Raw genomic sequence first — 23,887 nt, 5'->3', positions numbered from 1 at the left:
TTCCGTGCCCGTCCCCCATTCGGCCCTGATGTGCAGTCAGTGAGGCGGTGAGAGAGTGATTCCGCTGGGGCGGTGAGGGCATGATTCCTCGTCCGGGACTACGGAATGACGCAATTCATCGCGCGCAGTGAGTGCCGGTGTTCCGCCACTCGAATGCTCCGTCCGTATGTACACGCAATGAACCCTCACCCGTCTCGGGTGAGGCACCGGGCGTGTCCTTCCGGGCACCCTGTCGGCGGGATCGCCGTGCCGGTGGCCGTGCGCGTGCGCCGGCACGGCGGACCGTACTCCCGAGCCGCTGCGGGTGCGGATCGTCGCCGTACGGCATCTACTGGGCCCTCCGGCCCGGTAGCGCCCGGACCGGGGCGCCGCGAGATCGGGGAGGCCATGAGCGACCTGGACACCGCACCGGTGCGCGTCTGCGCTGCCTCCCGCGGCCACGCGGCCGGACGGGCCGACGGCGGCCGTACGGGTACCCGGCCGGGGTCTCCCGGCTCCGGTTCATCCGTTCGGCACGGCGGTCGGGTGCCGTCCGGGAGGTGCCGCCCGCCCGAGCAGTGCGGCGGCCGGTCCGCGACGTACGGCGAGTTCGGCGGTCACGCCGAGAAGGCGGGGTGAACGTGCTCGGCAACCACCGGTCGGACGGCCGTACCGCGCTTCCCGAGAACCATGTCGTGGTGCTGTTCGGCGCCACCGGGGACCTCGCCCGGCGCAAGCTCCTGCCGGGGCTCTTCCATCTCGCGAAGGCGGGACTGCTGCCCCCGCGCTACCGCATCGTCGGCTCGGCACCCGCGAAGGCCGCACTGGACGACGAGGCGTTCCGCAAGCACGCCCGCGAGGCGGTCGCGGAATTCGGCCGGTCGAAGCCCGAGGGACGGGCGTGGCAGGAGTTCGAGGCCGCACTGACCTTCGGCGCGGCCGACCCGGACGCCCCCGAGCCGCTGATCGAGGCCGTGCGGGTGGCCGGGCTGGAGATCGGCGGGAGCCCGCGGCGCCTGTTCCACCTCGCGGTACCGCCGAACGCGTTCACCTCCGTGGTGGAGCTGCTCGGCTCGACCGGCCTGGCCGACGACGCCCGGCTGATCGTCGAGAAACCGTTCGGTACGGACCTCCCCTCGGCCCGCGCCCTCAACGCGACGATCCACAGCGTCTTCGACGAGTCCCGGGTCTTCCGCATCGACCACTTCCTCGGCAAGGAGTCCGTCGACAACATCCTCGCGCTCCGGTTCGCCAACGGTCTGTTCGAGCCCGTCTGGAACCGCGACCACATCAGCCATGTGCAGATCGACGTGCCGGAGCGGATCGGGATCGAGGGCCGTGCACAGTTCTTCGAGGGGACCGGCACTTTCCGCGACATGATCGTGACCCATCTATTCCAGCTGCTCGGCTTCGTGGCGATGGAGCCCCCGACGTCCTTCTCGGCGCAGTCCCTGCGCGACGAGAAGGTGAAGGTCTTCCAGTCCATGAAACCGCTCGCGCCGGAGCACGTCGTGCGCGGCCAGTACGAGGGGTACCGCGCCGAGCGGGGCGTCGACCCCCGCTCGGACACCGAGACCTTCGTCGCGCTCCGTGTCGAGCTCGACAACTGGCGGTGGGCCGGGGTGCCCTTCTACCTGCGGTCGGGCAAGTCGCTGGGGCAGGGACGGCACGTCGTGACGCTCGGCTTCCGGGAACCCGCCCTGCGTATGTTCCCGCTGGCGGCCCGCAGCGGACCCGGCACGCGGAACAACGAACTCGTGATCGACTTCGACGACCCGGGCCGGATCACCGCCCGCTTCCTGGTCAAGGACCCGGGGCCCGCGATGCGTCTGACCGGTGCCGAGATGGTCTTCAGCTATGCGGAGTCGTTCAACACCATGCACGCGCTGGAGGGATACGAACGGCTGATCCTGGACGCCATGCTGGGCGACCAGTCGCTGTTCACCCGCGCCGACGGGATCGAGCGGCTCTGGGAGGTGTCCGCGCCGCTCCTCGACGACCCGCCGGCGGTGCAGCCCTACCTGCCCGGTTCCTGGGGACCCGAGGGGATCCACCGGCTCATCGCACCGTACCGCTGGAGCCTTCCGGACCGCCTGTGACGTCCGTGGGCGCCGCCGCCTGCCGGGGAGTTGCCGCGGCCGCCCTTGCTCCGTATGGCGTCCGCGCATCATGCCCGCGGGCCTACCCCGGCGCGGCGGCGGTGTCCGTCGCCTCCGGGCGGCGCCGGCCCCTCCTAGCCTCGACGGCATGCTGGGTCTTCCGGATCACGTACGCACCTGCCTGTTCGACCTCGACGGAGTCCTCACCCGCACCGCGGAGGTGCACGCGGCGGCGTGGAAGGAGATGTTCGACGGCTACCTGCGGCGGCGCGCCGACCGTGACGGCGAGCCCTTCGTGCCCTTCGACGACGTGCACGACTACGACGAGTACGTGGACGGCCGCCCCCGCGAGGACGGGGTCCGCACCTTCCTCGCCTCGCGCGGTGTCCGCCTGCCCGACGGCTCGCCCGACGACGGACCGGAGGCGGAGACGGTGAACGGCCTCGGCACCCGCAAGAACGAACTGGTGCTACGGAGGATCCGCGAGCAGGGCGTCCGCGCCTTCGAGGGCTCGGTCGCCTATGTGCGCGCCGTACGGGACGCCGGGATGCGGCGCGCCGTGGTGTCCTCCAGCGCCAACTGCCGCGACGTGCTGGCCGCGGCGGGCATCGAGGACCTCTTCGAGGAGCGCATCGACGGGATCGTGGCACGGCGGTTGCAGCTGCGCGGCAAACCCGCCCCGGACACCTATCTCGCCGCGGCCCGCGCCCTCGGCGCCGAGCCGGGCACGGCGGCCGTGTTCGAGGACGCGCTGGCCGGCGTGGAAGCCGGGCGGGCGGGCAGGTTCGGCTGTGTCGTGGGCGTCGACCGGACCGGTCAGGCGGCCGAACTGCGCCGGCACGGCGCGGACCTGGTGGTGAACGACCTCGCCGACCTCCTGGAGTCACGATGATCACCCATCCCAGCTACGCCGTCGAACCGTGGTCGCTGCGCGAGACCGAGCTGAACCTCGACGTCCTCGCCCAGAGCGAGTCCGTGTTCGCGCTGGCCAACGGCCACATCGGCTGGCGCGGCAACCTCGACGAGGGCGAGCCGCACGGACTCCCGGGCGCCTATCTCAACGGCGTCCACGAAACGCACCCACTGCCGTACGCCGAGGCGGGCTACGGCTATCCGGAGTCCGGTCAGACGCTGATCAACGTCACCGACGGGAAGATCGTCAGACTGCTGGTGGACGACCATCCCTGCGATCTGCGCTACGGCGAACTCACCGCGCACGAACGGGTGCTGGACTTCCGCACCGGGGTCCTCGGCCGCACCGCGGAATGGACCACCCCGGGCGGCCGTGCGGTGCGCATCACCTCGAAGCGCCTGGTGTCCTTCACCCAGCGGGCCGTCGCCGCGATCGCCTACGAGGTGGAGCCGCTGAACGGCCCGGCGACGGTGGCCGTCCAGTCCGAGCTGGTCGCCAACGAACAGCTGCCGGTCGTCACCGGGGACCCGCGGGTCGCCGCCGCGGTCGAGTCCCCGCTCGCCGCGGAGGAGGACTTCGCCGAGGACACCCGGCTGCGTCTGGTGCACCGCACCCGGCGCAGCGGTCAGCGGGTGGGAGCTGCGGCCGACCATGTCGTCGAGGGCCCCGAAGGGACCACCTGGTCGGCCGAGAGCGAGCCCGACGTCAGCAGACTCACCGTCACCGCCACCCTGGAACCGGGACAGCGGCTGCGCCTGGTCAAGTTCGTGGCGTACGGATGGTCGGCCGAACGCTCGCTTCCCGCGGTCCACGACCAGGTCGACGGTGCCGTCGCCGCGGCCAGGACCACCGGCTGGGAGGGCCTGCTGGCCGAACAGCGCGCCTACTTGGACCGCTTCTGGGCCTGCGCGGACGTCCGGGTGGAAGGCGACGCACAGATCCAGCAGGCCGTGCGCTTCGCCCTGTTCCACGTGCTCCAGGCAGCGGCCCGCGGCGAGCAGCGGGGCATCCCGGCCAAGGGCCTCACGGGCACGGGCTACGACGGACACTCCTTCTGGGACACCGAGTCCTTCGTCCTCCCCGTGCTCACCTTCACCGCGCCGCAGGCCGTCGCCCAGGTGCTGCGCTGGCGCCACGCGATCCTGCCCGCCGCGCGTGAGCGGGCCCGTCAGCTGGGACTTGCCGGAGCCGCCTTCCCCTGGCGGACCATCACCGGCGCGGAATGCTCGGCCTACTGGCCGGCGGGCACGGCTGCCTTCCACGTCAACGCCGACATCGCCGACGCCGTCGTGCGCTACGTGGCCGTCACCGGCGACGAGACCTTCGAGCGCGGGCCCGGCACGGAACTCCTCGTCGAAACCGCCCGGTTCTGGCGCTCCCTCGGCCATCACGACGCCGAGGGCGTCTTCCACATCGACGGCGTCACGGGACCCGACGAGTACAGCGCCGTCGCCCGCGACAACCTCTACACGAATCTGATGGCCCGCCGGAACCTCCTGGCCGCCGCGGAGGCCGTGCTCCGGCACCCCGACCGCGCGGAGGAACTCAAGGTCGACGACGAGGAGACCGCGGCCTGGCGGGACGCCGCCGCCCGCATCGCGGTGCCGTACAACGAGACGCTCGGTGTGCACGAGCAGTCGGCAGGCTTCACCGGCTTCCAGCACTGGGACTTCGACGCCACCTCGCCCGAGCAGTATCCGCTGCTCCTGCACTTCCCCTACTTCGACCTCTACCGCAAGCAGGTCGTCAAACAGGCAGACCTGGTGCTCGCCATGGTGACCTGCGGGGATGCCTTCACAGCCGAGGAGAAGGCCCGCAACTTCGCCTACTACGAGCCGCTGACCGTACGGGACTCCTCGCTCTCCGCCTGCGTCCAGGCCGTCATGGCCGCGGAGACCGGACACCTCCGGCTCGCCTCCGCCTACGTGGGCGAGGCGGCGCTGATGGACCTGGAGAACCTTGAGCACAACACCCGCGACGGGCTGCACATCGCGTCCCTGGCGGGCACCTGGATCGCGCTGGTCCTCGGGCTGGGCGGGATGCGCCGGCACGACGACGGGGCCGGGAAGCCGGGCCGGGTGGGATTCGCGCCGCAGCTTCCCGAGGACCTGTCCCGGCTGACCTTCACCGTGCTGGTCAGGGGGCGCCGACTGCGGGTGGACATCCGCCCCTCCACGACCCGCTACACCCTGCTGGAGGGCGAGCGGCTGGAATTCCTGCACCATGGCGAGCCGCTCACCGTCACGGCCACCCAGCCGGTGGAACGCCCCCTGCCGCCGGTCCGCGTACAGCCGGAGCCCCAACAGCCCAGGGGCCGTCGGCCCGCCGACCGCCCGGGCGGCACGGAGACGGCCCCTGCCGGGCAGGCCACCGTCCAGGCCGCCACGGGGCAGCCGGCCTGAGCGACCACCGAGGACCCACGAGGACTCACCCCCGAAGGCTCAGACCGCCATCGGCCGGTCCGTCGCCGCGATGGGCGCCGGGAGCGCCGTGGAGCCGGTCAGGAAACGGTCCGTGGCAGCCGCAGCGGCCCGGCCCTCCGCGATGGCCCACACCACCAGCGACTGCCCGCGCCCCGCGTCGCCGGCGACGAAGACCCCGTCCGGGACGGCGCGGCCGGTCCGCGTCGTCCGCCCCGCGGGGACGGCCGCGAAGGCGGCGTCCCGGGCGAAATTCCCCCGGTCGTCGAGCTTCAGCCCGAGCTGTTCCGGAAGTCCGCTGCCCCGCTCGGGACCGGAGAAGCCGAGGGCGATCAGTACCAGGTCCGCCGGTATCACCCGCTCGGTGCCCGGCAGCGGCCTCCGGTGCTCGGGCTCCACCTCCGTCAGGTGCAGTGCGCGCACCCGGCCGGCCGGGTCCCCCTCGAAACGGAAGGTCGCGGAGGAGAACAGGCGCGGATCGGCGCCTGCTCGCTCCCGGGCCTCGTCATGCGCATGGGAGACGCGGTAGATCTTCGGGGTCACGGGCCAGGGCTGGTTCTCCGGCCGTGTCTCTCCCGGCTCCGGGTTGATGTCCAGTTGCACCACGGAGGCGGCGCCCTGACGCAGGGCGGTGCCCAGACAGTCCGATCCGGTGTCCCCGCCGCCGACGATCACCACATGCCGTCCCTGTGCGGTCACGGGCGACGAGGCGTAGTCGCCCTCCATGGTCCGGTTGGCGAACGTCAGGTAGTCCATCGCCTGGTGGATGCCCGCGAGCTCCCGCCCGGGTACCGGCAGTTCCCGCTGCTCCGTCGCCCCGACGGCGACCACGACGGCGTCATGGCGCCGCCTGAGCTCGCCGGCGTCGAGACCGCCCCCGACGTCCACACCGGTGTAGAACTTCGTGCCCTCCGCCCGCATCTGCCCGACCCGGTTCTCCAGGTGCCGCTTCTCCATCTTGAACTCGGGGATGCCGTAGCGCAGCAGGCCGCCCACCCGGTCGGCGCGCTCGTAGACGGCGACGGTGTGGCCGGCGCGGGTGAGCTGCTGCGCCGCCGCCAGCCCCGCGGGCCCCGAACCGATGACCGCCACGGTCTTCCCGCTGAGCCGCTCCGGGGGCTGCGCCGGCACGTACCCGTGCTCCCAGGCCTGGTCGGCGATGGCCTGCTCCACGTTCTTGATCGTGACCGGTTCGGCGTTGATCGAGAGCACACAGCCCTCCTCGCACGGCGCGGGGCACAGCCGCCCGGTGAACTCCGGGAAGTTGTTGGTCGCGTGCAGCCGCTCGGAAGCGGTCCGCCAGTCGCCGTGCGCCGCGTAAGCGTTCCACTCCGGGATGAGGTTCCCCAGCGGGCAGCTGTTGTGGCAGAACGGTATGCCGCAGTCCATGCAGCGTCCGGCCTGCTCGGACACCAGGGGCAGCAGGGGCCGCCCGGCACGGACCTCGTGCCAGTCGCGCAGCCGCTCCTCGACGGGGCGGGCGGGGCCGGTCCGGCGGGGGAACCGGAGGAAGCCGTGGGGATCGGTCATGCGCCCCTCCATCGACCGTCTGGGGTGCATTACGGCGGTCAGGTCAGAGTACGCCCGGATTGTCGCGATATCACCCCTCGGTGATGACCCCGGCAACCCTCGGTGTACCGGTCGGCACTCTCCGGTGGGTGGCCCGGGCAACGGCACCCCTGGGCACGGGCGCGCCGGCTCGCCGACCGGCCGGTCGGCGGGCCGTCCCGGCCAGTCGGCGGGGGCGTTCCGGAAACCTGCCGGATGGTTGTCGCCGACCGCCTCCGCGAACGTAGGACACAGGCGCAGGACGCACCGGCGGACGCCGCGCCCTCCACGGTGGCACCGTGCGGTGCGGGACGGACGGCCCAGACAGCCCACCACGGGGCGAAGGAGCGGGACCCACCACGATCCACCCAGAACGGGAAGGCGTTTCCATGACCGGCTACTCATCCGCCCCGAGGGAACTGCGGACCCCCCGGTCCCTCCAGGCGAGGTCCCTCGTCAGGCTGACCCTGCTGGAGGCCTCCGACTTCCTCCGCGCACGCAGCGAGGGCGACATGTTCGCCATGCCGTACATGGCGGCCGAGGCCTTCTTCGTCAACGACGGGGCCTTCGGGGGCGATGCCTTCATCGAGAGCCAGCTGGAACTGACCAGGTCGCTCGGACTGCACGCACCGTTCTGGGCGCGTATCACCGACTACCGGGAATGCGGCGACGCCGACGTCATGACCGAACGGGGCGGGCGGATGTACGGGGTGATGGGCATCGTGCTGCACCCGGACGGCGACGCCCCCGGCGCCCACCGCTACTGGACCGCCGTGCACGCCCCGGCCGGAACCGACAGCGCCGGGCGGTACCACCTGTACTACTCGATGCGCCGGAAGCAGAGCCACGACGGCCTGGAACTCGGACAGCCGGCGCAGGCGCTCCGCACCGCGAGTCCGGCGACGCCCCGGGAACCGCTGCCCACCACCAGGACGCTCACGGAACGCTGACCGCCCGTACCTCCCGACCGCCGGCCGTGCACGCCGGCGGTCCGGCGTGCGCCGGGGCGCGCGCACCGGTGCGCGGTCGCGGTTGCCCGCGGACCGACGGTGATGCGGCTGTGAGGGTGGTCTGAGATCCGCGTGCCGACGCGGTCCCTCAAGCACGGACCCGACCGGAAACAGCCCGACCGTTCCCCAGGGAGCGGGACCGTGGCCCGGCGACCCGACCGGCGCCTAGGACGGGTCACTGCCAGGGGTACGGCCGGAGTCGCCGTCGGCGGCCGGATCAACCGGGACCAGGACCGGGAGCGGGACCGGGATCACCGGGAGCTGGATCGCCGTCGGCGGGATCGCTGTCGGGGGCATAGCCGTGCCCGCCGTACAGGCGGACGAAGCACGCGGGAACGACGGTCCCCCGGTGCACCAGCCCGCGGGCGGTCCGCTCGAACAGCTCGACCAGTTCGCACCCGCCCGGCCCGATGGGCTGCACGAGCCGCCCGCTGGCGCGGAGCTGCTCCACGAGCGGGGGCGGCACCTCGGGGAAGGCCGCGGAGACGATCACCGCGTCGTACGGAGCACGGTCGGGCACCCCGTAGCTCCCGTCGCCGCAGCGGACCTCGACGTTCCCCATGCCCTCCGCGGCGAGACGCCGCCGGGCCTCCTCCGCCATGTCGGGCCGGCGTTCGACGCTCACGACGGACGCGGCGAGCCGTGCCAGCACGGCGGCCTGGAACCCGTACCCGGTGCCGACCTCCAGGACCCGTTCGCCGCCCGACAGGCCCAGGGCCTCGACCATCAGGGCGACGAGCGACGGCTGCGTGGTCACCTGGCCGTGGGGGAGCGGTACGGGTACGTCGGCGTACGCGGAGGCCAGGTGGGCGGCCGGGACGTAGGCCGCTCGCGGCGTGACCAGTACGGCCCCCAGCACGCGTGCGTCCGTCACGCCCGCGGCGCGGCACGCCCGCACCAGGGCCTCGGACCCGGTGCGGGCGTCCGCGGGCCGGCCGGACGGTTCACGGGTCATCAGGGCGTCCCCCGGTCCGTGTAGCGGAGCAGCACGCCCACTCCGTCCCGCATCGCGAGCTCCTGGGCGGGGACGACGACCAGTTCGGCCCCGGTGCCCACCAGGGCCCGGATCAGGGCCTCGTCGGCGGCCTCCTCGCGGGGGGCCCGCACCCCGAAGGACAGCAGTTCCTCCTCGGAGAGGGCGAGCTGGGTCGGCCGGGGGCCCACCCAGAGCGGAGCCGAGGACGCCCGGGGATGGTTCAGCAGCAGCGCGGACACCTGGCCGCGCTGCAGCGCGGCGACGGTGGCGCGCAGGCCCTCGGCGGTGCCCCGGTGCCCGGCCCGGCGGGCGAGGTACGTCTCCACGAGGTGCCGGTCGTGGACGGCCATCCGGCCCCGGAAGACGCCTTCGAGCTGCGGTTCCAGGAGGGCGCGGCCGGTGTCCGTCGGTGTCGGGCCCGCGACGCGCACGACCCTGCGGCGCAGCGCCCGTGGCAGGCGGCGGACCAGGACGTCGCACGCCCAGCCGTTCCCGCCGGTCACAACGGCGTCGGCCCCGTCGCGTCGCACCCAACCGTCGAGCTCGTGCCCGAGCCGGATCGCCGTGTCGTGCCATGCGCCCACCGGCACGAGACGTTCCAGCCGTTGCCCCGGGTCGACATTGGAGACCGGCCAGGTCCCGGCTTCGGCCACGACGGAGACCGTGCCCTCGGCCCCGGCGGTGGGCAGCCCGCCGTAGTGCACGACCACGGCCAGGTAGGGGATCTCCGGCGCGTGCTGGGCCACCAGCGGCATGGCGTCCGGCAGGGTGCTGTAGCGGGCGGAGTCCCGTACCGGCGGCTCGGGCAGCTCTCCGTCCAGCACCACGGTCCCGTGGGCGGTGAAGATCGCCTGCCCGTGCAGGCCGGGCAGCTCCGCGTCCGTCCCCACCACCCGCTCCACGGCCGTGAGCGTGGCCCCGTCCGCGCCCTGAAGGGCCAGATCGTCCCGGAGCCGGCGCCAGCGCAGCACGATCGCCCGCTCCGGATCCTCGGTGTCGCGCGAGGTGTCCAGGTACACGGAGGCGAACGGGCCCGGCTCGGCGTAGAGGGGCCGCAGGAACGACAGCCTCATCATCTCTCCCTGCTGACGCTTCCCTCTTCCGATGATGCGCTCGGGGCCGGGGTTCGCGTCGGGCGGTGGGACGATCACGAGCAGGCGGCAGCCGCCACACGTCGCAGCCCGCCGCTCGGCAGCGCATACCCGGCCGCGGCCCCGGCCGGCCGCTGTGAACACACCGCGTACACACCGCCCGCAGCCGGTACGAGGAGGTTCGGACCGCCCGGCCCCGGGCCGAGGAAGCCCTCCTCCTCTCCGGCACACGGCGAAGCGCGGCGCTCGCACCCCGGACGACCCCGGACACCCGTCCCCGTGCAGGGGGAAGGCCCCCGGCTGTGCCGGGGGCCTTCGGTACGGGGCGTCACACCGCCGCCGTGCGCAGTGCGTGCCGTGTCAGCAGTTGCCCGCCGGCCGTTCGCGGACCACGAGGTCGGTCCAGCCGGTGGTGCCGTCGATCCACGCGACCTGGCGGCCGCTGCCGGCGGCCGGGTAGTTCTGCTCGCCGCGGTTGCAGGAGACCCGGTCCTTGCGGGCGCCGTCGGTGGAGAACTGCCACAGCTTCGACAGGTTCTCGTTGCGGTACTCCGTGCCGGGCGTCTGGGCGGTGACGGTCAACGCGTCCTCGGACACCGTGAGTTCCGAGGCGATGAGCGCGCCCGGCTTGTACTCGCTGCTGAGGCTCACGGTGCCGCTGCCGTCGAGGCCGGCGCGCAGGACGGACATCTGGCCCTGGTCGGAGCCGTTCGCGTCGGCCAGCCAGAAGGCGTGGCGGCCGTTCACCCCGGTCTGGCCCAGGCTCCGGGGCTCGTCCAGCTGGTCGAGGAGCGCCGTCCTGCCGGTGGCCAGGTCCATCGTCTCGACGCCGAGACGGTAGGTGCCGTCCTGCGGGTACAGCTTGGCGTAGACGAGCTTGCCGCCCTTGACGGACGGTAGGGCGGTGGCCAGGTTCCAGTTGCGGCCGTCGACGAACGTCGGTGCCTTGTCGGTGGCCCGCACATAGGCCACATGTCGGCCGCCGAAGAAGTCGTACTCCTCGAACACCGTCACACCGTTGTCGACACGCAGACCGGCGACGCCCGTGGAGGAGCTGTGCAGCTTCTTGATGGGGCCGCCCGCGACGGGACGGGACAGGATGTCGACCGAGGTGGGGCCGTACGCCGCCCAGACGACGGTCTTGCCGTCGGTGGCGGGCGAGCTGTGGTACCGGCCGTCGTTGGGGCTGATCACCTTCGGGGCGCCGCTGCCGTCCAGACGTCCCGCGTACACGGAGTACGGCTCGGAGCCGTCGTCGTTGGACTTGGACACCGTCCACCAGCCGCCGCCCGCACCGGCACCGCTGTCCGTGGTGTTGAGCCGTCCGAAGAGGGAGTCGGAGTCGACACCGAGGGCGTCCTCCCACCCGGGCACGATGCCATGGGCGCTGAAGGACCGCTTGACGGTGTTCTGCTGCCGCGCGTCGAGACCGAGGTCCTTGGCGGCCGCGAGAACGGCGTTGCGTGCCTCGGTGAACCCGTCCAGCGGGGTCATGTACTCGGTGAGCGCCTTGTAGACGATCCTGTCGGACAGCTCGCCGCCGAGGTCCTCCCGCATGTCCCAGAGGGCGCCGGAGAAGATGGTGGAGTTGAGGTGCACACCGCCGTTGTCGGTGGCGAAGGAGACGCCGAGGAAGCTCTTCGAGGTGCTGGCACCGTCGTTGAGGTCCCGCAGGGCGCAGTCGGCCGCCGACTTGGTGCGGCACAGGTCCTCGCCGATGAGGCCCGCGGTCGGGTCGTCCATCGGCGTGCCGTTCGCGGTGACGTCGATGGCGTTGCCGAAGTAGTCGGCGAGGGCCTCGTTCAGGGCGCCGGGCTGGCCCGCGTAGACGAGGTTCGCCGAGTTCTCGATGACGCCGTGCGTCATCTCGTGACCGACGACGTCGGTGTCGGCGGAGAGCGGCTTGTACTCCTTGTCGCCGTTGCCGTACACCATCTTCTGGCCGTCCCAGAAGGCGTTGACGTACGGCAGGCCGTAATAGGTCACGCCCACCAGCGAGTTGACCGTCATGCCGCGGCCGTCGAGGCTGTCGCGGCCGTGCGTGTTCTTGTAGTAGTCGTAGACCTGTCCCGCGTTCCAGTGGGCGTCGACCGCTCCGGAGTCGGTGGCGGGGGCGCCGAAGTCGGCGGTTGGGGAGGAGAACTCCTTCAGCCCCGTCGGCCACTTGCCGGACGCCTCGGACACGTAGCGGCCGCGGGCGTCCCAGGTGGACAGCATGTTCTTGCTGGTGGTGCGCATGCGCGACCGGTCCGTCATCAGGTACTGGCCGGCGGTGGCGTCGTGCGACAGCTCCAGGGACGCCTTCCGGCCGTTCAGCCGGACGCCGGAGCCGGTGGCGACGGGCAGGTCGGCGACGGTGCCGGGCTCGTCCGCGGCCGCTCCGCGCCGGGCGGTCGCGGCGGCCTCCGTCTCCGGCGCGGTCAGCGTCTTCAGGGCGCTGAACTGGAGCACGGGGTAGCCGGCGCGGGCGTCGATGTAGACCTCGCGGACGATCGGCGCACCGGTGTCCGGCATGGTGCCGCTGACGGTCACCCGGTAGGCGAGGACTCCCTCGCCCTTGGGCAGCACGACCAGCCCCTCGGCGGTGCCCGACAGGGCGGCTACCGACGGCGTCCGCTCGCCCTCGGCGCGGGCTGCGTCGTCCTTGCCGAGCCGGTCGGCACCGAGCTGACGGGCGGTGGCGGCCACCGCGCGCTGCACGGCCAGGTCCTCGCCGACCGACGGAGTGGTGGTCGTCCTGAGGCCGGTGAAGTAGTGGCCCGAGGTGCCTGTGACGACCCTTCGGCCGTCCTTCTTCTCCATCCGTACGACGTACTGGCCGCCGAGGACCTCGACGCCGCGGTGCTTCTGCTGGAGGCGGACGGTCTCCTCCGCACCGCTGCGCAGGGTCGCGACGGGGGCGAGATCGGTGCCGGGCCGGGCGATCCGGTAGCGGCTCTGTTTCGCCGCCAGGTGGCTGCGGGCGGCGTCGGCGGGGGCGGCCTTCGCGTCCACTGGCTCGCGTATGCCTTCGACGAGTGCCGGCGTGGCCGTCTCCGTGCCGGGCACGATGCCCCCGGCTGGGCCGCTGGGTCCGTCGGCCGCGTGGGCCGGGACCGCGGTCGCCAGAAGGGCCGCGCCGAGCAGGGCGGCCAGTCCTCCGGCGGTGATGGAACCGGACATCCCCCCGGATGTGCGTCCGGCCGAAGCGAGGGTGCGTGTTCTGTGCTTGCGCAAGGCTGATCCTCCACGGGCTGTGCCTGAACGCTTGCGTTCGGTCATGACCATGCAAACCGTGCGAGGGCCCACTGCCAACACCGCCGCCGAACTCATAAGTGGACACGCACACTTGTGAGGGAAGTGTGCGGAGGGAAAGAATCCGGGCATGATCGAGACCGAACTGCTCAGCCTCGGACTGGGAAAGACGGAGGAACGCGCCTATCGGGCGCTGTTGTCGGGGGAGGCCTCGGACGCGGAGGAGCTCGCACGATTACTGGGAGTCCCCCGGACCCGGCTCGACGACGTGCTCGCCGCCCTGGCAGACCACGGCTTCACCGTGCCGGGCCCCAGCGGCGGCCCGGACGCCCTGCCCCGCCCGGCCGCCCCCGCCGCCGCCATCCGCACCCTGATCCACCGCCGCCAGGCGGCACTTCACCACCAGTCGGCCGAACTGGAACGGCTGCGCGCCCAAGCCGACCGCATCGCCGGCCGGCTGCTGTCCGGATCCCCGGCGGCACCCCTCGGCAGCTTCGAAGTCGTCAGCGGCGCGGCCGACGTCGCCGACCGCGCCGACGGTCTGCTCGCCTCGGCGGAACGGGAGGTGCTCATCCTCGACCGCCCACCGTACGTCAAGGGTGTTCCCCACGACGGACGTTCGGGAAGCGCGGCCGGCCTCGACATCGAGGCGCTCCTCGCCCGCGGGGTCACGGTACGCGCCGTCCTCGACCGCGAGGGCCTCGACTACCCGGGGAAGATCCGCCGTCTGACCGCGCTCACCGGGCGCGGACTCCGGGCACGCGTGGGCAGCGGCCTGCCCACCAAGCTCATCGTCGTCGACCGCCGCACCTGCCTGCTGCCGCCGTCCGAGTCGGTCGACCCGACCGCGTCCGCGCTCGTGCTCGGGAACTCCCTGCTGCGCAACGCCGTTCTTCCCCTCTTCGAGACGGTGTGGGACCGGTCCACGCCGTTCGGGAGCACCGGGAACCCCCTCGGCGGTCCCCAGCGGGAGCTCCTCGGGCTGCTCGCGGCCGGCCTGAAGGACGAGGCCATCGCCCGCCGGCTGGGCGTCCATGTGCACACCGCCCGGCGCAGGATCAGCCAACTGCTCGCGGAACTCAACGCCGACACCCGCTTCCAGGCCGGAGCCCAGGCCACGATGCGCGGCTGGCTTCACGACAGCCCGCTGAGCGGTATCGCGTAAAGGGGGTCTCCGGCCGCCCACGCCCCACCGTCCGTCCCGCGTGCACCCGGGCCGACGGTCCCCAGGGCGACGGAGGAGCCGCGTGGCGGGAGAGCCGCCCGCACGCGACTCGACGGACCGGACCTCGGGACTCCGGGCCTACCCGGCGGGTGCCGGACACGCCGGCGCCCGGGTGTGCGCGCCCGCCCGCCGCGGCAGCTCCCGTACGGAACCGGCCATTCAATCCGGCGGTGGCAGCAGTGTCCCCAGCGGTCCGAGATCGAGGTTCAGGTCGTCCATCGTCAGCCCGTACTGTGCGCACAGGTCGTTCATGCGGTCGTGCAGGACCAGCAGCGTCGCCCCGAGCCGTTCCTCCTGCTCCTCGGTGAGGTCCCCCTGATCGACCCGGTGCAGCGCCTGGCGTTCCATCAGCTGGCGCAGCAGCTCGACCAGGGTGAGGACGAGCCGGACCAGGTCGCGTTCCACGGTGTCGGGATCGGCGCTGATCCGGTGCGGCACGGGACGGGCGGTCCGTCCCGGGGCCGGCAGGTCACGGGGAGCCGCCGGCAGCAGACGGAACGCGCGGGCCGCCGCGTCGGCGACTTCTTCGAGCCGTCGCGCCGGTTCCCTGGCGTCCTCGCGCGTCATGGTTCCTCATGGGTCATGGTTCGCCAAGGGCTGGGTTCTCCAGGTGGCCGGGTTCCCGGGTCGTTCGCGGTGCCGCCCTGCGCCGAGCGAATGGATACGATCAGCGCCCGCAGCGAGATGCGGACCAGGTCGATGTCGGCGATGGACAGCACCACGTCCCCGGTGAGGACCACACCGCCGCTGAGCAGCCGGTCCAGCAGGTCGATGAGAGCCACCTGACGGCCCGCCAGGGGCTCAGGTGCCGACGACGGGCCGGACGCGGTCATGGACGGGCGCCTTCCGCCGTGTCGTCGGACACCTCCGGGGGCATGGCGAAGGAGTACGGCGCCCAGGGACCGGTTACCTCGACCCGGACCCCTTCGACCTCGTCGGCGGCCCGGCTCACCTCGGCGCGGAACTCGTCGGCCCGGTCCCTCGCCACCAGATACGCGTCGTTGACCACGTTCTCGCCCGGGCCCTCGGCCAGCCGGCCCTGCTGCACGCGGTGCCGGGCGTGGTCGGTCGCGTATCTGCGTCCCGTTTCCTCCACCCGCTCGGCGACCTGCCGGGCAGCCTGGTAGACGTCGTCGCGCACGCTCCGCTGGGCCCTGCGGGCCCGGAGGTACGCGCGCCCGGGGCTGAGGTCCGCCGGGGCGGCGGGTGCGGGCGCCGCCGGGACCGCGGACGGCTCCACGTGGATCTTCACCCCCCATTCGATGTGCGCGGCGAGGCGCGAGAGCCGCTCCGCGAACGCCGCCCACCCGGCCTCCAGGACCGTCCGCGCCCGGTCGTCGTCGAGGTACACGGTCGCCAGCCGCAGGGGGAGCAGCGCGGTGCGTGCGGACAGCGCCTCGATCACACCGTGATGGGCCCGGGCCACCGATTCCAGCCATTCCAGGTCCTCGAGGTGCCTCTTCAGCGCGTCCTCCTGGAAGTCCGCCGACGGCACCGGGCTCACTGCGAGCACCATGTCGTCACCGTGGGTGCCGGTCAGGAGACGGACCGGGGCCCCGGCCACGCCGGTGAGCCCAGCGGCGGCCTCGGCCAGCTCGGGTGCGCCCCGGGCGACGGCGTAGACGTAGGTCACGTGCTCGGTCATCGCGGGCTCCCTCTCCGCGGTGGCCTGCCGGTACCGTGGCTCCCTCTTGCGGAGCGCGGTGCGTCCTCGGCAGACGTCCCGCCCTCGGGGACCTGCTCCTCCTCGGCGACCGCCTCGTCCTCCGGAAGCTCGTCGGCCCGGAGGCCCCCGCCCCGCGGAAGCGTGCCGCTCCTCCGCAGCGCGTCGATCTCGGCCCGCAGCCGCCGGTTCTCCGCAGCCAGGGACCGGTCGTCGTGCGCCCGGGACGACAGCGCGGGATCGTGCTCCCACCAGTCGATGCCCATCTCCTTCGCCTTGTCGACGGACGCGACGAGCAGGCGGAGTTTGATGGTCAACAGCTCGATGTCGAGCAGATTGATCTGGATGTCGCCGGCGATCACGATGCCCTTGTCGAGCACCCGCTCCAGGATGTCGGCGAGATTGGCCGAGGATCCCTGCCCATAGGGCGGTGCCGCCCTGGACGGGTAGGAGCCCAGCCTGTTGGCCACGGGATCAGTCACGGCGGTTGCCTCGTGCTTCCTGCCAGTAGGTCCTGATCTCCTCCAGCCGGTCGAGGAGTTCGTCCTCCCTCCGGTCGAACGTCTCCTCGTCGATGCGTCCCGCGAGCAGATCCGCTTCGAGTGCCGCGAGTTCCCGCTGCACGGGCTCCGGGTCGTAGTACTCGTGCTCGGCCGCCTCCAGGACGCGGTCCACCACCCATGCGACACCGCGCACGGGTGCCAGCGGCAGAGTGACGATCTGGGTGAACAGACCCATCGTGATTCCTTCAGACGAAGCTGTACGGGGGAAGAGGTCCGCTCAGCCGGAATCGGAACTCGTCGCCCATCTGATTGGCGAGGCTCAGCTCCGTGGTGAGGAAGAGCTCTTCCTTGTCATGGGCCACCAGGAACGAGACGCTGACGAAGTCGTCCCCGGTCGGCTGGAACACGTCCGCGTCACGGGCGAAGGACCGGAGCGCCTCGACGACCCCCGTGGCGAGTGCCTCCTGGCGTGCCTGCACCTCATGGGCGACCAGCTCGCCGAGGGCCAGGCGCGCCTGCGGGTCCCCCTTGCCGCTGCGGACGTCGTCGTTCAGCTGCCGGGCGGCATCGGACTCCTGGAGGATCTCGCGGAGCAGGGCGTCCTCGTCCTGCGCCACCTTCAGGTGGTACTCGGCGCAGCCTTCCAGCATCCGGAGCCGCTCCGCGTAGTCGGCGGCGCCGTCCTCCAGAGCGGCGCGGACGGCGTCGTCGTCCGGAGCCGTGAGGCCGAATCTCAGCGGCAGCACGGTGCCCTCCGCCATCAGACGGTCCTGGACCTCCTGGTGCGCCGTGATGTCGCGGCGCTTGGGCCGTAGATCGTCCGGAGCGTCGCTCACCACCGCGCTGAGGCGCCCCGCCGTCACTCTCCGCAGAGGGGGTGGGGACTCGCCGACTCCCCGCAGGCCGTCGAGGCGGAGCGGGTGCCGCGCGTCCGTGATGGAGTAGACGTACACGGGCATGGTCACCCCTCCTCGCGTTCCCTCGCGCGCCGGGGGGTGCGCCGCGTCGGCCTTCGCCGCCGCTCCACAGGCTCCTTCTCCTCTGCCCCTTCGCCCTCGTCGGCGTCCTCCTCGTCCTTCTCCCGCCCGTCACCGGTGAGTGCCTCGCCCACGGCTTCCACGGCGCCGGAGAGGGCACCCTTGGACTTGCCCTGCGCCCCCTTCTCGAGCGTGTCCCCGACGACGTCGGTCAGCTGCGCCGGTGCCTTGCGTCCGGCCTCCAGGTCGAGGCGGTTGCAGGCTTCGGCGAAGCGCAGGTAGGTGTCGACGCTGGCCACGACGATGCGGGCGTCGATCTTGAGGATCTCGATCCCGACCAGTGACACGCGGACGAAGACGTCGATGACGAGTCCTCGGTCGAGGATGAGTTCCAGAACGTCGTAGAGGCTGCTGGTACTGCCGCTGCCCCCTCTCGACAGGCTGCTTCCGCCCTGCGGCACCACGGTCATGGTGCCTCCCTTCACTGGCCGGCCGTGTATCAGGCCCGCCGGTCGATCTGTCCACGGGTGTAGCGACGTACTCGTTCGTAGGACACCAGGTCGCCCTCCTCGTCCAGCGTGACGCGATAGGTGGCCATCACGCTGGTGGTCTCGGGGATCCGCTCGAGCTCCAGGACCTCGACATCGGCCTGCCACCCGTCGTCCGTCGGCTTCAGGGCCGACACCGACTCGGGGCGGCGTCCCAGCAGCTCCTCCAGTTGTTCTGCCGCGGAACGCATGGCGGCTGCCGCTCCCTGCCTGCGCCGCCTTCTGGCGGGCTCTGCTGCGGCCATGGCCGGCCTCCTTGGCACGGTGCGGGCGCCATATTCCATGCGTAAATATAAAATCTCACCATATAGGGACATACCCCGCCTTGATGTGGGCAATTCTTCTGCAAGTGTTCGGTTCGCCCTTCAATGGCCCTTGCCGAAGGGAACAGTTCATGAATGACACGACCAAGATCGCTCTCGCGGCCGCGGTCGCGGGCGGGTATCTGCTCGGGCGGGCGAAGAAAGGACGGCTCGCGTTCGCCCTGGCGACGTATGCCGCCGGGCGCCGCTTCGGGCTCGATCCGCAGCAACTGGCTTCGGAAGGCCTGCGCAGGCTCAAGGACGTGCCGCAAGTCGCCGACCTGGGCGACCAGATAAGGGGCGAACTGCTGGACGCGGGACGCCAGGCGATCGCGGCCACCGTCGACCGCAGGCTCGCCGACCTGGCGGACACCCTTCACGACCGCCGCCTCCAGCTCGAAGGGAAGGGCGAAGAGGAGGAAGAAGAGGGGCCGGACGAGGAGTACGACGAGGAGCCAGAGGTACCCGAAGAGGAATGGGAGGAAGAACCGGAGGGAGGAGAACGGGAGGAGGAACCCGAGGAGCGGGAGGAAGTGGCAGCCGAGGAGCGGCCGCGCCGTCGCCGTGCCGCCGCACGGGAGCCTTCCCGGCCGGCCCGTCGACCGGCCACCCGGAAGGCGGCCGCCGAGAAGGAACCGGCAAGGAAGGCTCCTGAGAAGAGGGCGCCCGCGAAGAAGGCGCCTGCCGGGAAGGCGCCGGCCAAGCGCACACCCGCGAAGAGGGCCGCGGCCGAGAAGGCCCCTGCCGAGAAGGCTTCCGGGAAGGCGTCGGCTGAAGGGGAGCCCGCCAGGAAGGCCCCGGCCAGGAAGGCGCCCGAGAAGAAGGCGTCGGGTCAAAGGGCGCCCGCCAAACGGAGCGCTGCGAAGAAGGCCCCCGCGAAGGCCCCCGCGAAGAAGGCCCCGGCCAAGCGGGCCACGGCACGGAAGACGGCCGCCAAGAAGACGACGGCCAAGAAGACGGCCGGCAAGAAGACGGCCGCACGCCGGAGGTAGACCAATGGCTGGAACGGCTCGTGACTCCCGTGCCGGAGAGGCCTCGGGTGCGGACCTGCTGCGCGACGAGTTGGTCGACTACCTCGGCGCCCAGGTGGAGAACCTCGCGGACAAGGCCGGTGACAAACTCGCCGACCTCACCGACCAATTGCTCGACGTCGCGGAGAACGGCGGGTCACTCCCGGGCGCGGCACTGAAGGCTCTCGTCGGCAGCAAGGCCAAGGGCCTCAAGGACAACGTCCTGGGAAAGGCTCAGGACCTCCTCGGTGGTGGCGGAGGCCGCAGCAAGTCCGGTGGCGGCAAGTCCATGAACCTCGTCGAAGTCCTCGACGTGGGCGTGCCGGTCCGCACGGCGTACAACCACTGGACCCAGTACGAGGCGTTCAGCGGTTTTGCCAAGGGCGTGCGCAGTGTGTCGCAGAACGACGAGATCTCCAGCAACTGGAAGGTCAAGGTCGGTCCGTCCACGCGCTCCTGGAGGGCCACGGTCCAGGAACAGATCCCGGACGAGCGGATCATGTGGACCTCCGAGGGCGCGAAGGGCACCACACGGGGCTGTGTCACCTTCCATGAACTGACGCCCGACCTCACCCGTATCGTGCTGGTCGTCGAGTACTTCCCGTCGGGGTTCTTCGAGAAGACCGGGAACCTCTGGCGGGCCCAAGGACGGCGCCTGCGCCTGGACTTCAAGCTCTTCCAGCGGTACGTGACGCTCTCCGACGAGGAAGTCGAGGGCTGGCGGGGCGAGATCCGCGACGGCGAAGTGGTCCTCACTCATGAAGAGGGGCTGGAGGAGGACAAGAAATACGACGCCGAATACGAGGAGGAGTCCGAGGGTGAGGAACGGGAGGACGAGGACGACGAGGAGGGCGCCCCCGACGGCGAATACGCCGAGGACGACGACGAGTACGAGTACGAGGACGAAGGCGACGAGGAGGGGGAAGAGGAGTACGAGGGCGACGCCGAGAGGGAGTGAGGTTCCCGACGCCGCTCGGTGCGGGTGCAGGTGCAGGTGCAGGTGCCGGGGACGACGGGCCCCGGGCGGAGAGGCGCTCCCGCCCGGGGCCCGTCGTCTCCCGCACATGGCCACCGGCCCCGGGGTACCCGTCTCGTCACGGCTTCGGCATGAGGGAGAGGCCGATGGGCGTCCCGAGGACGGAAGTTGTCGCACCGGACTGCGCGGACCCGGAGCCACCGGCCGAGTTCCACGCCGCGTTGCTCGACGCGAGGTGCGTCCACGGGCGACCCGATCTCATCGAAGTCACCGGGCGGGTCGGTTCGGTGCCGGCGTCACGCCAGGACCGGGTGCCGGCGTGCCTCGCCTGGCGCGGCTTCCTGGCCGACGGGCGGCCTCTCGGGTGCACATCCCCCAGATGATTGACGCATCAATCAAGCAGAACGCAACGCCCGCGAGCACCCGGACGGAGGAGCACCGCCTGGCACTCTTCCGGCTCCCCCGGTCCGGCTCGTGCTCCTCCGCCTCCGTTTCGCACAGTCGCCCGCACGCGGTGCCGCACGCCGTGCCGCACAGGAGGCATCCGACGCCTCCCTCGGCCCGCCCTCATGGGAGGCCGAGGGAGGCGAGGAGAACGGCCGCGGGCTGCTCCTCCTGGATGCGTCCGGCGACCGCCGGGGTCAGGATCCTGTCGCGGGCGGCCTGCCGACGGCACGCCCTGCATGGACGGTCCCGAGCCCCCGTCGTGGGCCCGGGACGGCAACGAGAAAGGCTGGATCATGACGGATTCCCCCCTCTCGCCCGAGGACGCCGGCATCCCGTCCACCCGCGTCGACCGCGGGGCGCTCCGCGTGCTGGTGCTCTCCGGATCGTTCAGGTCCGGCTCCACCAACTCGCGACTGGCCTCGCTGGTGGCCGAGCTCGTCCGGCGGGCCGGAGCCACCGCCGATCCGGCGCGCCTCCGCGACTTCGACACCCCCTCCTACGACGGGGACCTGGAGGACGCGCAGGGACCCCCCGCGGCCGCCGTTGCCCTGCGCGACCGCATCGAGTCGGCCCAGGCCCTCGTCATCGCATCGCCCGAGTACAACGCCTCGGTGCCGGGTGTGGTGAAGAACGCCATCGACTGGGTGTCCCGCTTCCGGCCCCAGCCCTTCAAGGACAAGCAGGCGCTGCTCGTCTCGGCCTCGCCGTCCATGGTCGGCGGCAACCGCGGGCTGTGGGCGCTGCGGGTCCCGCTGGAGCACCTCGGCGCCCGCGTCTACCCCGACATGTTCAGCCTCGCCCAGGCCCACCAGGCGTTCACGGACGACGGCAACCTGATCGACACCCGGCTGCAGGAACGGCTGGCCACGACCGTGGACTCCTTCCTCGACCTGGTCGAGGCGGACACGCTCTACCCCTGTCTGCAGCGCCGCTGGTACGAATTCCTCGGCGACAGCACGAGCGCCACCGTGACACAGCGCGCGGAGCAGTGACCGGCCCGCGCCGCATCCGACGGGCACCACCCCGAGACGTCGGCACCACCCCGACACCCCGGCGCCGCGCAGACCCCGGCACCCCCCGGACCGGGCCGCGGCTCAGTCCATCCATGCCTCGTACGAGAGCACCGCCCCGGCCTTCAGCCGGTACTCCGGCACGGCCCGGGTGACCGTCGTCTCCAGGCCGAGTACCCGTCCCGACCGTGGGTCGACGATCAGCAGGTAGCGGTTCGTGTCGCCCGTGCCGCCGGGAACGTACGCGTACGCCTGGCCCCGCCGTCCCAGCCGGTCGGTGACCGTGCCGACCGGGCCCAGCCCCTCGGCGTCGGCCAGGACCGCGGCGAGCGCGGCGTGCTGCCGGGCACTCGGGGTCCACTCGCCGAGCAGGGTGGAGACGCCCTGGAGCAGCCTCGTGGTGACAGGGGTCCCCGACCCTTCCGGCGCGGTGGCGAGGAGGTGGCGGCGCAGGGCGGCCGGATCCTCCGGCGGCCCGCCTACGGGGAGACCGGGACCGAAGGCCCCGCCGGGCTCCGTGGTGTTCCGCAGGACCGTTCCGTCGCGGACCGCACGCGGGCTGCCGTCGTCGTCCGTGATGACCGGCTCGCCGGGCGCGGACGGGTCGGTGGCGACGACGAGTTCGGTGCGGGTGCCGTCCCGGTTCCACCGCGTCATGCGTTCCTCCGGCACGGTGACGGGGGGCTGCTTCCCCGAGCCGTCGCCCATGTCCAGGCTCCACGACTGGACATGGCTGCCCGGGTGGCCCGCCCCGGCGGCGTCGGCGGCCGACTGCCCGGCCCGGCGGGCGACTTCCGCGAGGGGGACCGGAGGGGCGTCCTGGCGCAGCACCAGTGGCGCCGGTGCGGCCACGGCCGGTGTCGTTCCCGCACCCGCGACCAGCAGCAGCACTCCCGCCGTGACCGCCGCGGCGAGACAGGCGGCCAGACCGAACGCGGTGCGCCTCCGGACCGGGCGCCGGACGGTCCGCGGGCGCAGCGGGAGCACAGGTGCCTGCGCCGTTCCGCCGTGCAGCAGCTCGTCCAGCCGGCGCTCGGCGGCGGCGTCCAGCGGCCGGTCACGGAACGGGCCCTGACGGGCGGAGACCGGGTCGGCCTCGCGCAGCAGGTCGAGTTCGTCAGCCATCGGCGCTGTTCCTCCCACCGGCCGGCGCACCGGCCGGCACGTTGATCCGCATCGCTTCGATCCGCGTGCGCAGCCGGGCGCGGGCTCGGTGGAGCCGCATGGCCGCCGCCCCCGGCCGGCAGCCCAGGACGACCGCGACCTCCGCCACTTCCAGTCCCTCCCAGGCGGTCAGCCGCAGGATCTCCTGGTCCGCCGGGTCGAGCCGGCCCAGCGCCTCGTGCATCCAGGAAGCCGGCCCTTCGGCGCCGGGCCCCTCCGCCATGTCCGTCCGGTGCGCGGCCTGGTGGTTGCCCAGCCGGTCGAGCAGCCGACGGTACCGCCCGGCGCTGCGCACGGAGTTGGCGAGACAGTTGCGCGCCACGCCGTAGAGCCAGGGGAGCGGGGACTCCGGGAGTTCCGCCCGGCGCCGCCACGCCACGAGGAACACCTCCGCCACCACTTCCTCGATCGCGCCCGTCTCGCCGCCCAGCCGCCGCGCCACATAACGGCTGACCGCCCAGTAGTGCTCGCGATAGGCAGCGGCGAAATGTTCGTCGTTGCTCATGTCCCGTCAGTGTCCGGCAGTCCCACGATCATCACACCTGTGTTCTGACTCACTTCTCCGCCGAAGTGTGATGCTGCCCGGGCGGCCGGACACAGCCGGGTTGTGAACGAGATCCGCTCCAGAGCCGCCGTGCCTGCCCCTCCCCCTGCGTCCGTCCCCGACCCCGGGGGGACGGCAGCCCCACCGGTCCGTGTCGTGAAGTGGCTGACCACCACGGACCACAAGACGATCGGCACGCTGTACCTGGTCACCTCGTTCGTGTTCTTCGTCATCGGTGGCGTGATGGC

At 72.2% G+C, this 23,887-nt stretch carries 22 protein-coding genes; 8 read left to right on the top strand and 14 right to left on the bottom strand.

The window, feature by feature from the left end; translation table 11 throughout:
- Nucleotides 1-614: 614 nt before the first annotated feature.
- From zwf to ACZ4Z5_RS31495, 3 genes are all read left to right on the top strand, one after another.
- Nucleotides 615-2,078 (top strand): glucose-6-phosphate dehydrogenase, encoded by a 1,464-nt coding sequence (zwf, locus tag ACZ4Z5_RS31505; protein WP_468269362.1) that lies wholly within the window; start codon nucleotides 615-617, stop codon nucleotides 2,076-2,078.
- A gap of 148 nt (nucleotides 2,079-2,226) precedes the next feature.
- A complete protein-coding gene (locus tag ACZ4Z5_RS31500; protein ID WP_468269360.1) occupies nucleotides 2,227-2,970 on the top strand; it encodes an HAD family hydrolase in 744 nt (247 codons plus the stop codon).
- Nucleotides 2,967-5,393 carry a glycoside hydrolase family 65 protein gene (locus tag ACZ4Z5_RS31495; protein ID WP_468269358.1) on the top strand — a complete coding sequence of 809 codons (2,427 nt, stop codon included), beginning with the start codon at nucleotides 2,967-2,969 and terminating at the stop codon, nucleotides 5,391-5,393. The genes ACZ4Z5_RS31500 and ACZ4Z5_RS31495 overlap by 4 nt, the downstream gene beginning before the upstream one ends.
- A 39-nt stretch (nucleotides 5,394-5,432) precedes the next feature.
- Here the strand turns inward: ACZ4Z5_RS31495 and ACZ4Z5_RS31490 are convergent, their stop codons facing one another.
- On the bottom strand, nucleotides 5,433-6,941 hold the full coding sequence (locus ACZ4Z5_RS31490) for a glutamate synthase subunit beta (protein ID WP_468269356.1): 1,509 nt from the start codon (nucleotides 6,939-6,941) through the stop codon (nucleotides 5,433-5,435).
- A 407-nt stretch (nucleotides 6,942-7,348) separates the two neighbouring features.
- Between ACZ4Z5_RS31490 and ACZ4Z5_RS31485 the strand changes: the two genes are divergently transcribed.
- Entirely contained in the window at nucleotides 7,349-7,909 is a 561-nt protein-coding gene (locus ACZ4Z5_RS31485) for a hypothetical protein (RefSeq protein ID WP_468269354.1), read from the top strand.
- 277 nt (nucleotides 7,910-8,186) lie between these two features.
- Here ACZ4Z5_RS31485 and ACZ4Z5_RS31480 read toward each other — a convergent pair whose 3' ends face one another.
- The 3 genes from ACZ4Z5_RS31480 to ACZ4Z5_RS31470 all read right to left on the bottom strand — a co-directional run bounded on the left by ACZ4Z5_RS31480 (nucleotide 8,187) and on the right by ACZ4Z5_RS31470 (nucleotide 13,198).
- Nucleotides 8,187-8,924: a protein-L-isoaspartate(D-aspartate) O-methyltransferase gene (locus ACZ4Z5_RS31480; protein WP_468269352.1), complete on the bottom strand. Its 738-nt coding sequence runs from the start codon at nucleotides 8,922-8,924 to the stop codon at nucleotides 8,187-8,189.
- Entirely contained in the window at nucleotides 8,924-10,021 is a 1,098-nt protein-coding gene (locus ACZ4Z5_RS31475) for a baeRF2 domain-containing protein (RefSeq protein WP_468269350.1), read from the bottom strand. The genes ACZ4Z5_RS31480 and ACZ4Z5_RS31475 overlap by 1 nt, the downstream gene beginning before the upstream one ends.
- Before the next feature lie 375 nt (nucleotides 10,022-10,396).
- Nucleotides 10,397-13,198, bottom strand: a complete 2,802-nt coding sequence (locus ACZ4Z5_RS31470; RefSeq protein WP_468269348.1) for a M4 family metallopeptidase — start codon at nucleotides 13,196-13,198, stop codon at nucleotides 10,397-10,399.
- A gap of 202 nt (nucleotides 13,199-13,400) precedes the next feature.
- Here ACZ4Z5_RS31470 and ACZ4Z5_RS31465 point away from each other — a divergent pair, with 202 nt between their 5' ends.
- On the top strand, nucleotides 13,401-14,435 hold the full coding sequence (locus ACZ4Z5_RS31465; RefSeq protein ID WP_468269346.1) for a TrmB family transcriptional regulator: 1,035 nt from the start codon (nucleotides 13,401-13,403) through the stop codon (nucleotides 14,433-14,435).
- 219 nt (nucleotides 14,436-14,654) lie between these two features.
- Here ACZ4Z5_RS31465 and ACZ4Z5_RS31460 read toward each other — a convergent pair whose 3' ends face one another.
- Genes ACZ4Z5_RS31460 through ACZ4Z5_RS31425 form a run of 8 tightly spaced genes read right to left on the bottom strand, consistent with a single transcriptional unit; the run spans nucleotide 14,655 to nucleotide 18,431 of the window.
- A complete protein-coding gene (locus tag ACZ4Z5_RS31460) occupies nucleotides 14,655-15,062 on the bottom strand; it encodes a gas vesicle protein K (RefSeq protein WP_468269344.1) in 408 nt (135 codons plus the stop codon).
- On the bottom strand, nucleotides 15,059-15,328 hold the full coding sequence (locus ACZ4Z5_RS31455; RefSeq protein ID WP_468269342.1) for a gas vesicle protein: 270 nt from the start codon (nucleotides 15,326-15,328) through the stop codon (nucleotides 15,059-15,061). Before ACZ4Z5_RS31455 ends, ACZ4Z5_RS31460 begins: the two co-directional genes overlap by 4 nt.
- Nucleotides 15,325-16,140, bottom strand: a complete 816-nt coding sequence (locus tag ACZ4Z5_RS31450; RefSeq protein ID WP_468269340.1) for a GvpL/GvpF family gas vesicle protein — start codon at nucleotides 16,138-16,140, stop codon at nucleotides 15,325-15,327. Before ACZ4Z5_RS31450 ends, ACZ4Z5_RS31455 begins: the two co-directional genes overlap by 4 nt.
- Entirely contained in the window at nucleotides 16,137-16,640 is a 504-nt protein-coding gene (locus ACZ4Z5_RS31445; protein WP_468269338.1) for a gas vesicle protein, read from the bottom strand. The genes ACZ4Z5_RS31450 and ACZ4Z5_RS31445 overlap by 4 nt, the downstream gene beginning before the upstream one ends.
- On the bottom strand, nucleotides 16,633-16,896 hold the full coding sequence (locus ACZ4Z5_RS31440; protein ID WP_468269336.1) for a gas vesicle protein GvpG: 264 nt from the start codon (nucleotides 16,894-16,896) through the stop codon (nucleotides 16,633-16,635). Before ACZ4Z5_RS31440 ends, ACZ4Z5_RS31445 begins: the two co-directional genes overlap by 8 nt.
- A gap of 10 nt (nucleotides 16,897-16,906) precedes the next feature.
- Nucleotides 16,907-17,620: a GvpL/GvpF family gas vesicle protein gene (locus ACZ4Z5_RS31435; RefSeq protein WP_468269334.1), complete on the bottom strand. Its 714-nt coding sequence runs from the start codon at nucleotides 17,618-17,620 to the stop codon at nucleotides 16,907-16,909.
- A gap of 2 nt (nucleotides 17,621-17,622) precedes the next feature.
- On the bottom strand, nucleotides 17,623-18,108 hold the full coding sequence (gvpJ, locus tag ACZ4Z5_RS31430) for a gas vesicle protein GvpJ (RefSeq protein ID WP_468269332.1): 486 nt from the start codon (nucleotides 18,106-18,108) through the stop codon (nucleotides 17,623-17,625).
- A 29-nt stretch (nucleotides 18,109-18,137) separates the two neighbouring features.
- A complete protein-coding gene (locus ACZ4Z5_RS31425; RefSeq protein WP_468269330.1) occupies nucleotides 18,138-18,431 on the bottom strand; it encodes a gas vesicle protein GvpO in 294 nt (97 codons plus the stop codon).
- 149 nt (nucleotides 18,432-18,580) lie between these two features.
- Between ACZ4Z5_RS31425 and ACZ4Z5_RS31420 the strand changes: the two genes are divergently transcribed.
- From ACZ4Z5_RS31420 to ACZ4Z5_RS31410, 3 genes are all read left to right on the top strand, one after another.
- Nucleotides 18,581-19,480, top strand: a complete 900-nt coding sequence (locus ACZ4Z5_RS31420; RefSeq protein ID WP_468269328.1) for a histone protein — start codon at nucleotides 18,581-18,583, stop codon at nucleotides 19,478-19,480.
- A gap of 4 nt (nucleotides 19,481-19,484) precedes the next feature.
- A complete protein-coding gene (locus ACZ4Z5_RS31415; protein ID WP_468269326.1) occupies nucleotides 19,485-20,456 on the top strand; it encodes an SRPBCC family protein in 972 nt (323 codons plus the stop codon).
- A gap of 758 nt (nucleotides 20,457-21,214) precedes the next feature.
- On the top strand, nucleotides 21,215-21,913 hold the full coding sequence (locus ACZ4Z5_RS31410; protein ID WP_468269324.1) for an NADPH-dependent FMN reductase: 699 nt from the start codon (nucleotides 21,215-21,217) through the stop codon (nucleotides 21,911-21,913).
- Between the two features lie 102 nt (nucleotides 21,914-22,015).
- Here the strand turns inward: ACZ4Z5_RS31410 and ACZ4Z5_RS31405 are convergent, their stop codons facing one another.
- Both ACZ4Z5_RS31405 and ACZ4Z5_RS31400 read right to left on the bottom strand, forming a co-directional pair.
- Nucleotides 22,016-23,056, bottom strand: coding sequence for a CU044_5270 family protein (locus ACZ4Z5_RS31405; RefSeq protein WP_468269322.1), 1,041 nt, complete (start codon nucleotides 23,054-23,056; stop codon nucleotides 22,016-22,018).
- Nucleotides 23,049-23,600 carry an RNA polymerase sigma factor gene (locus ACZ4Z5_RS31400; protein WP_468269320.1) on the bottom strand — a complete coding sequence of 184 codons (552 nt, stop codon included), beginning with the start codon at nucleotides 23,598-23,600 and terminating at the stop codon, nucleotides 23,049-23,051. The genes ACZ4Z5_RS31405 and ACZ4Z5_RS31400 overlap by 8 nt, the downstream gene beginning before the upstream one ends.
- Between the last annotated feature and the right edge of the window lie 287 nt (nucleotides 23,601-23,887).

The sequence above is a fragment of the Streptomyces sp. NPDC030222 genome, assembly GCF_055573115.1.
Note: the sequence above shows the minus strand (reverse complement) of the source record. Positions and strands in the feature narration are given on the sequence as shown.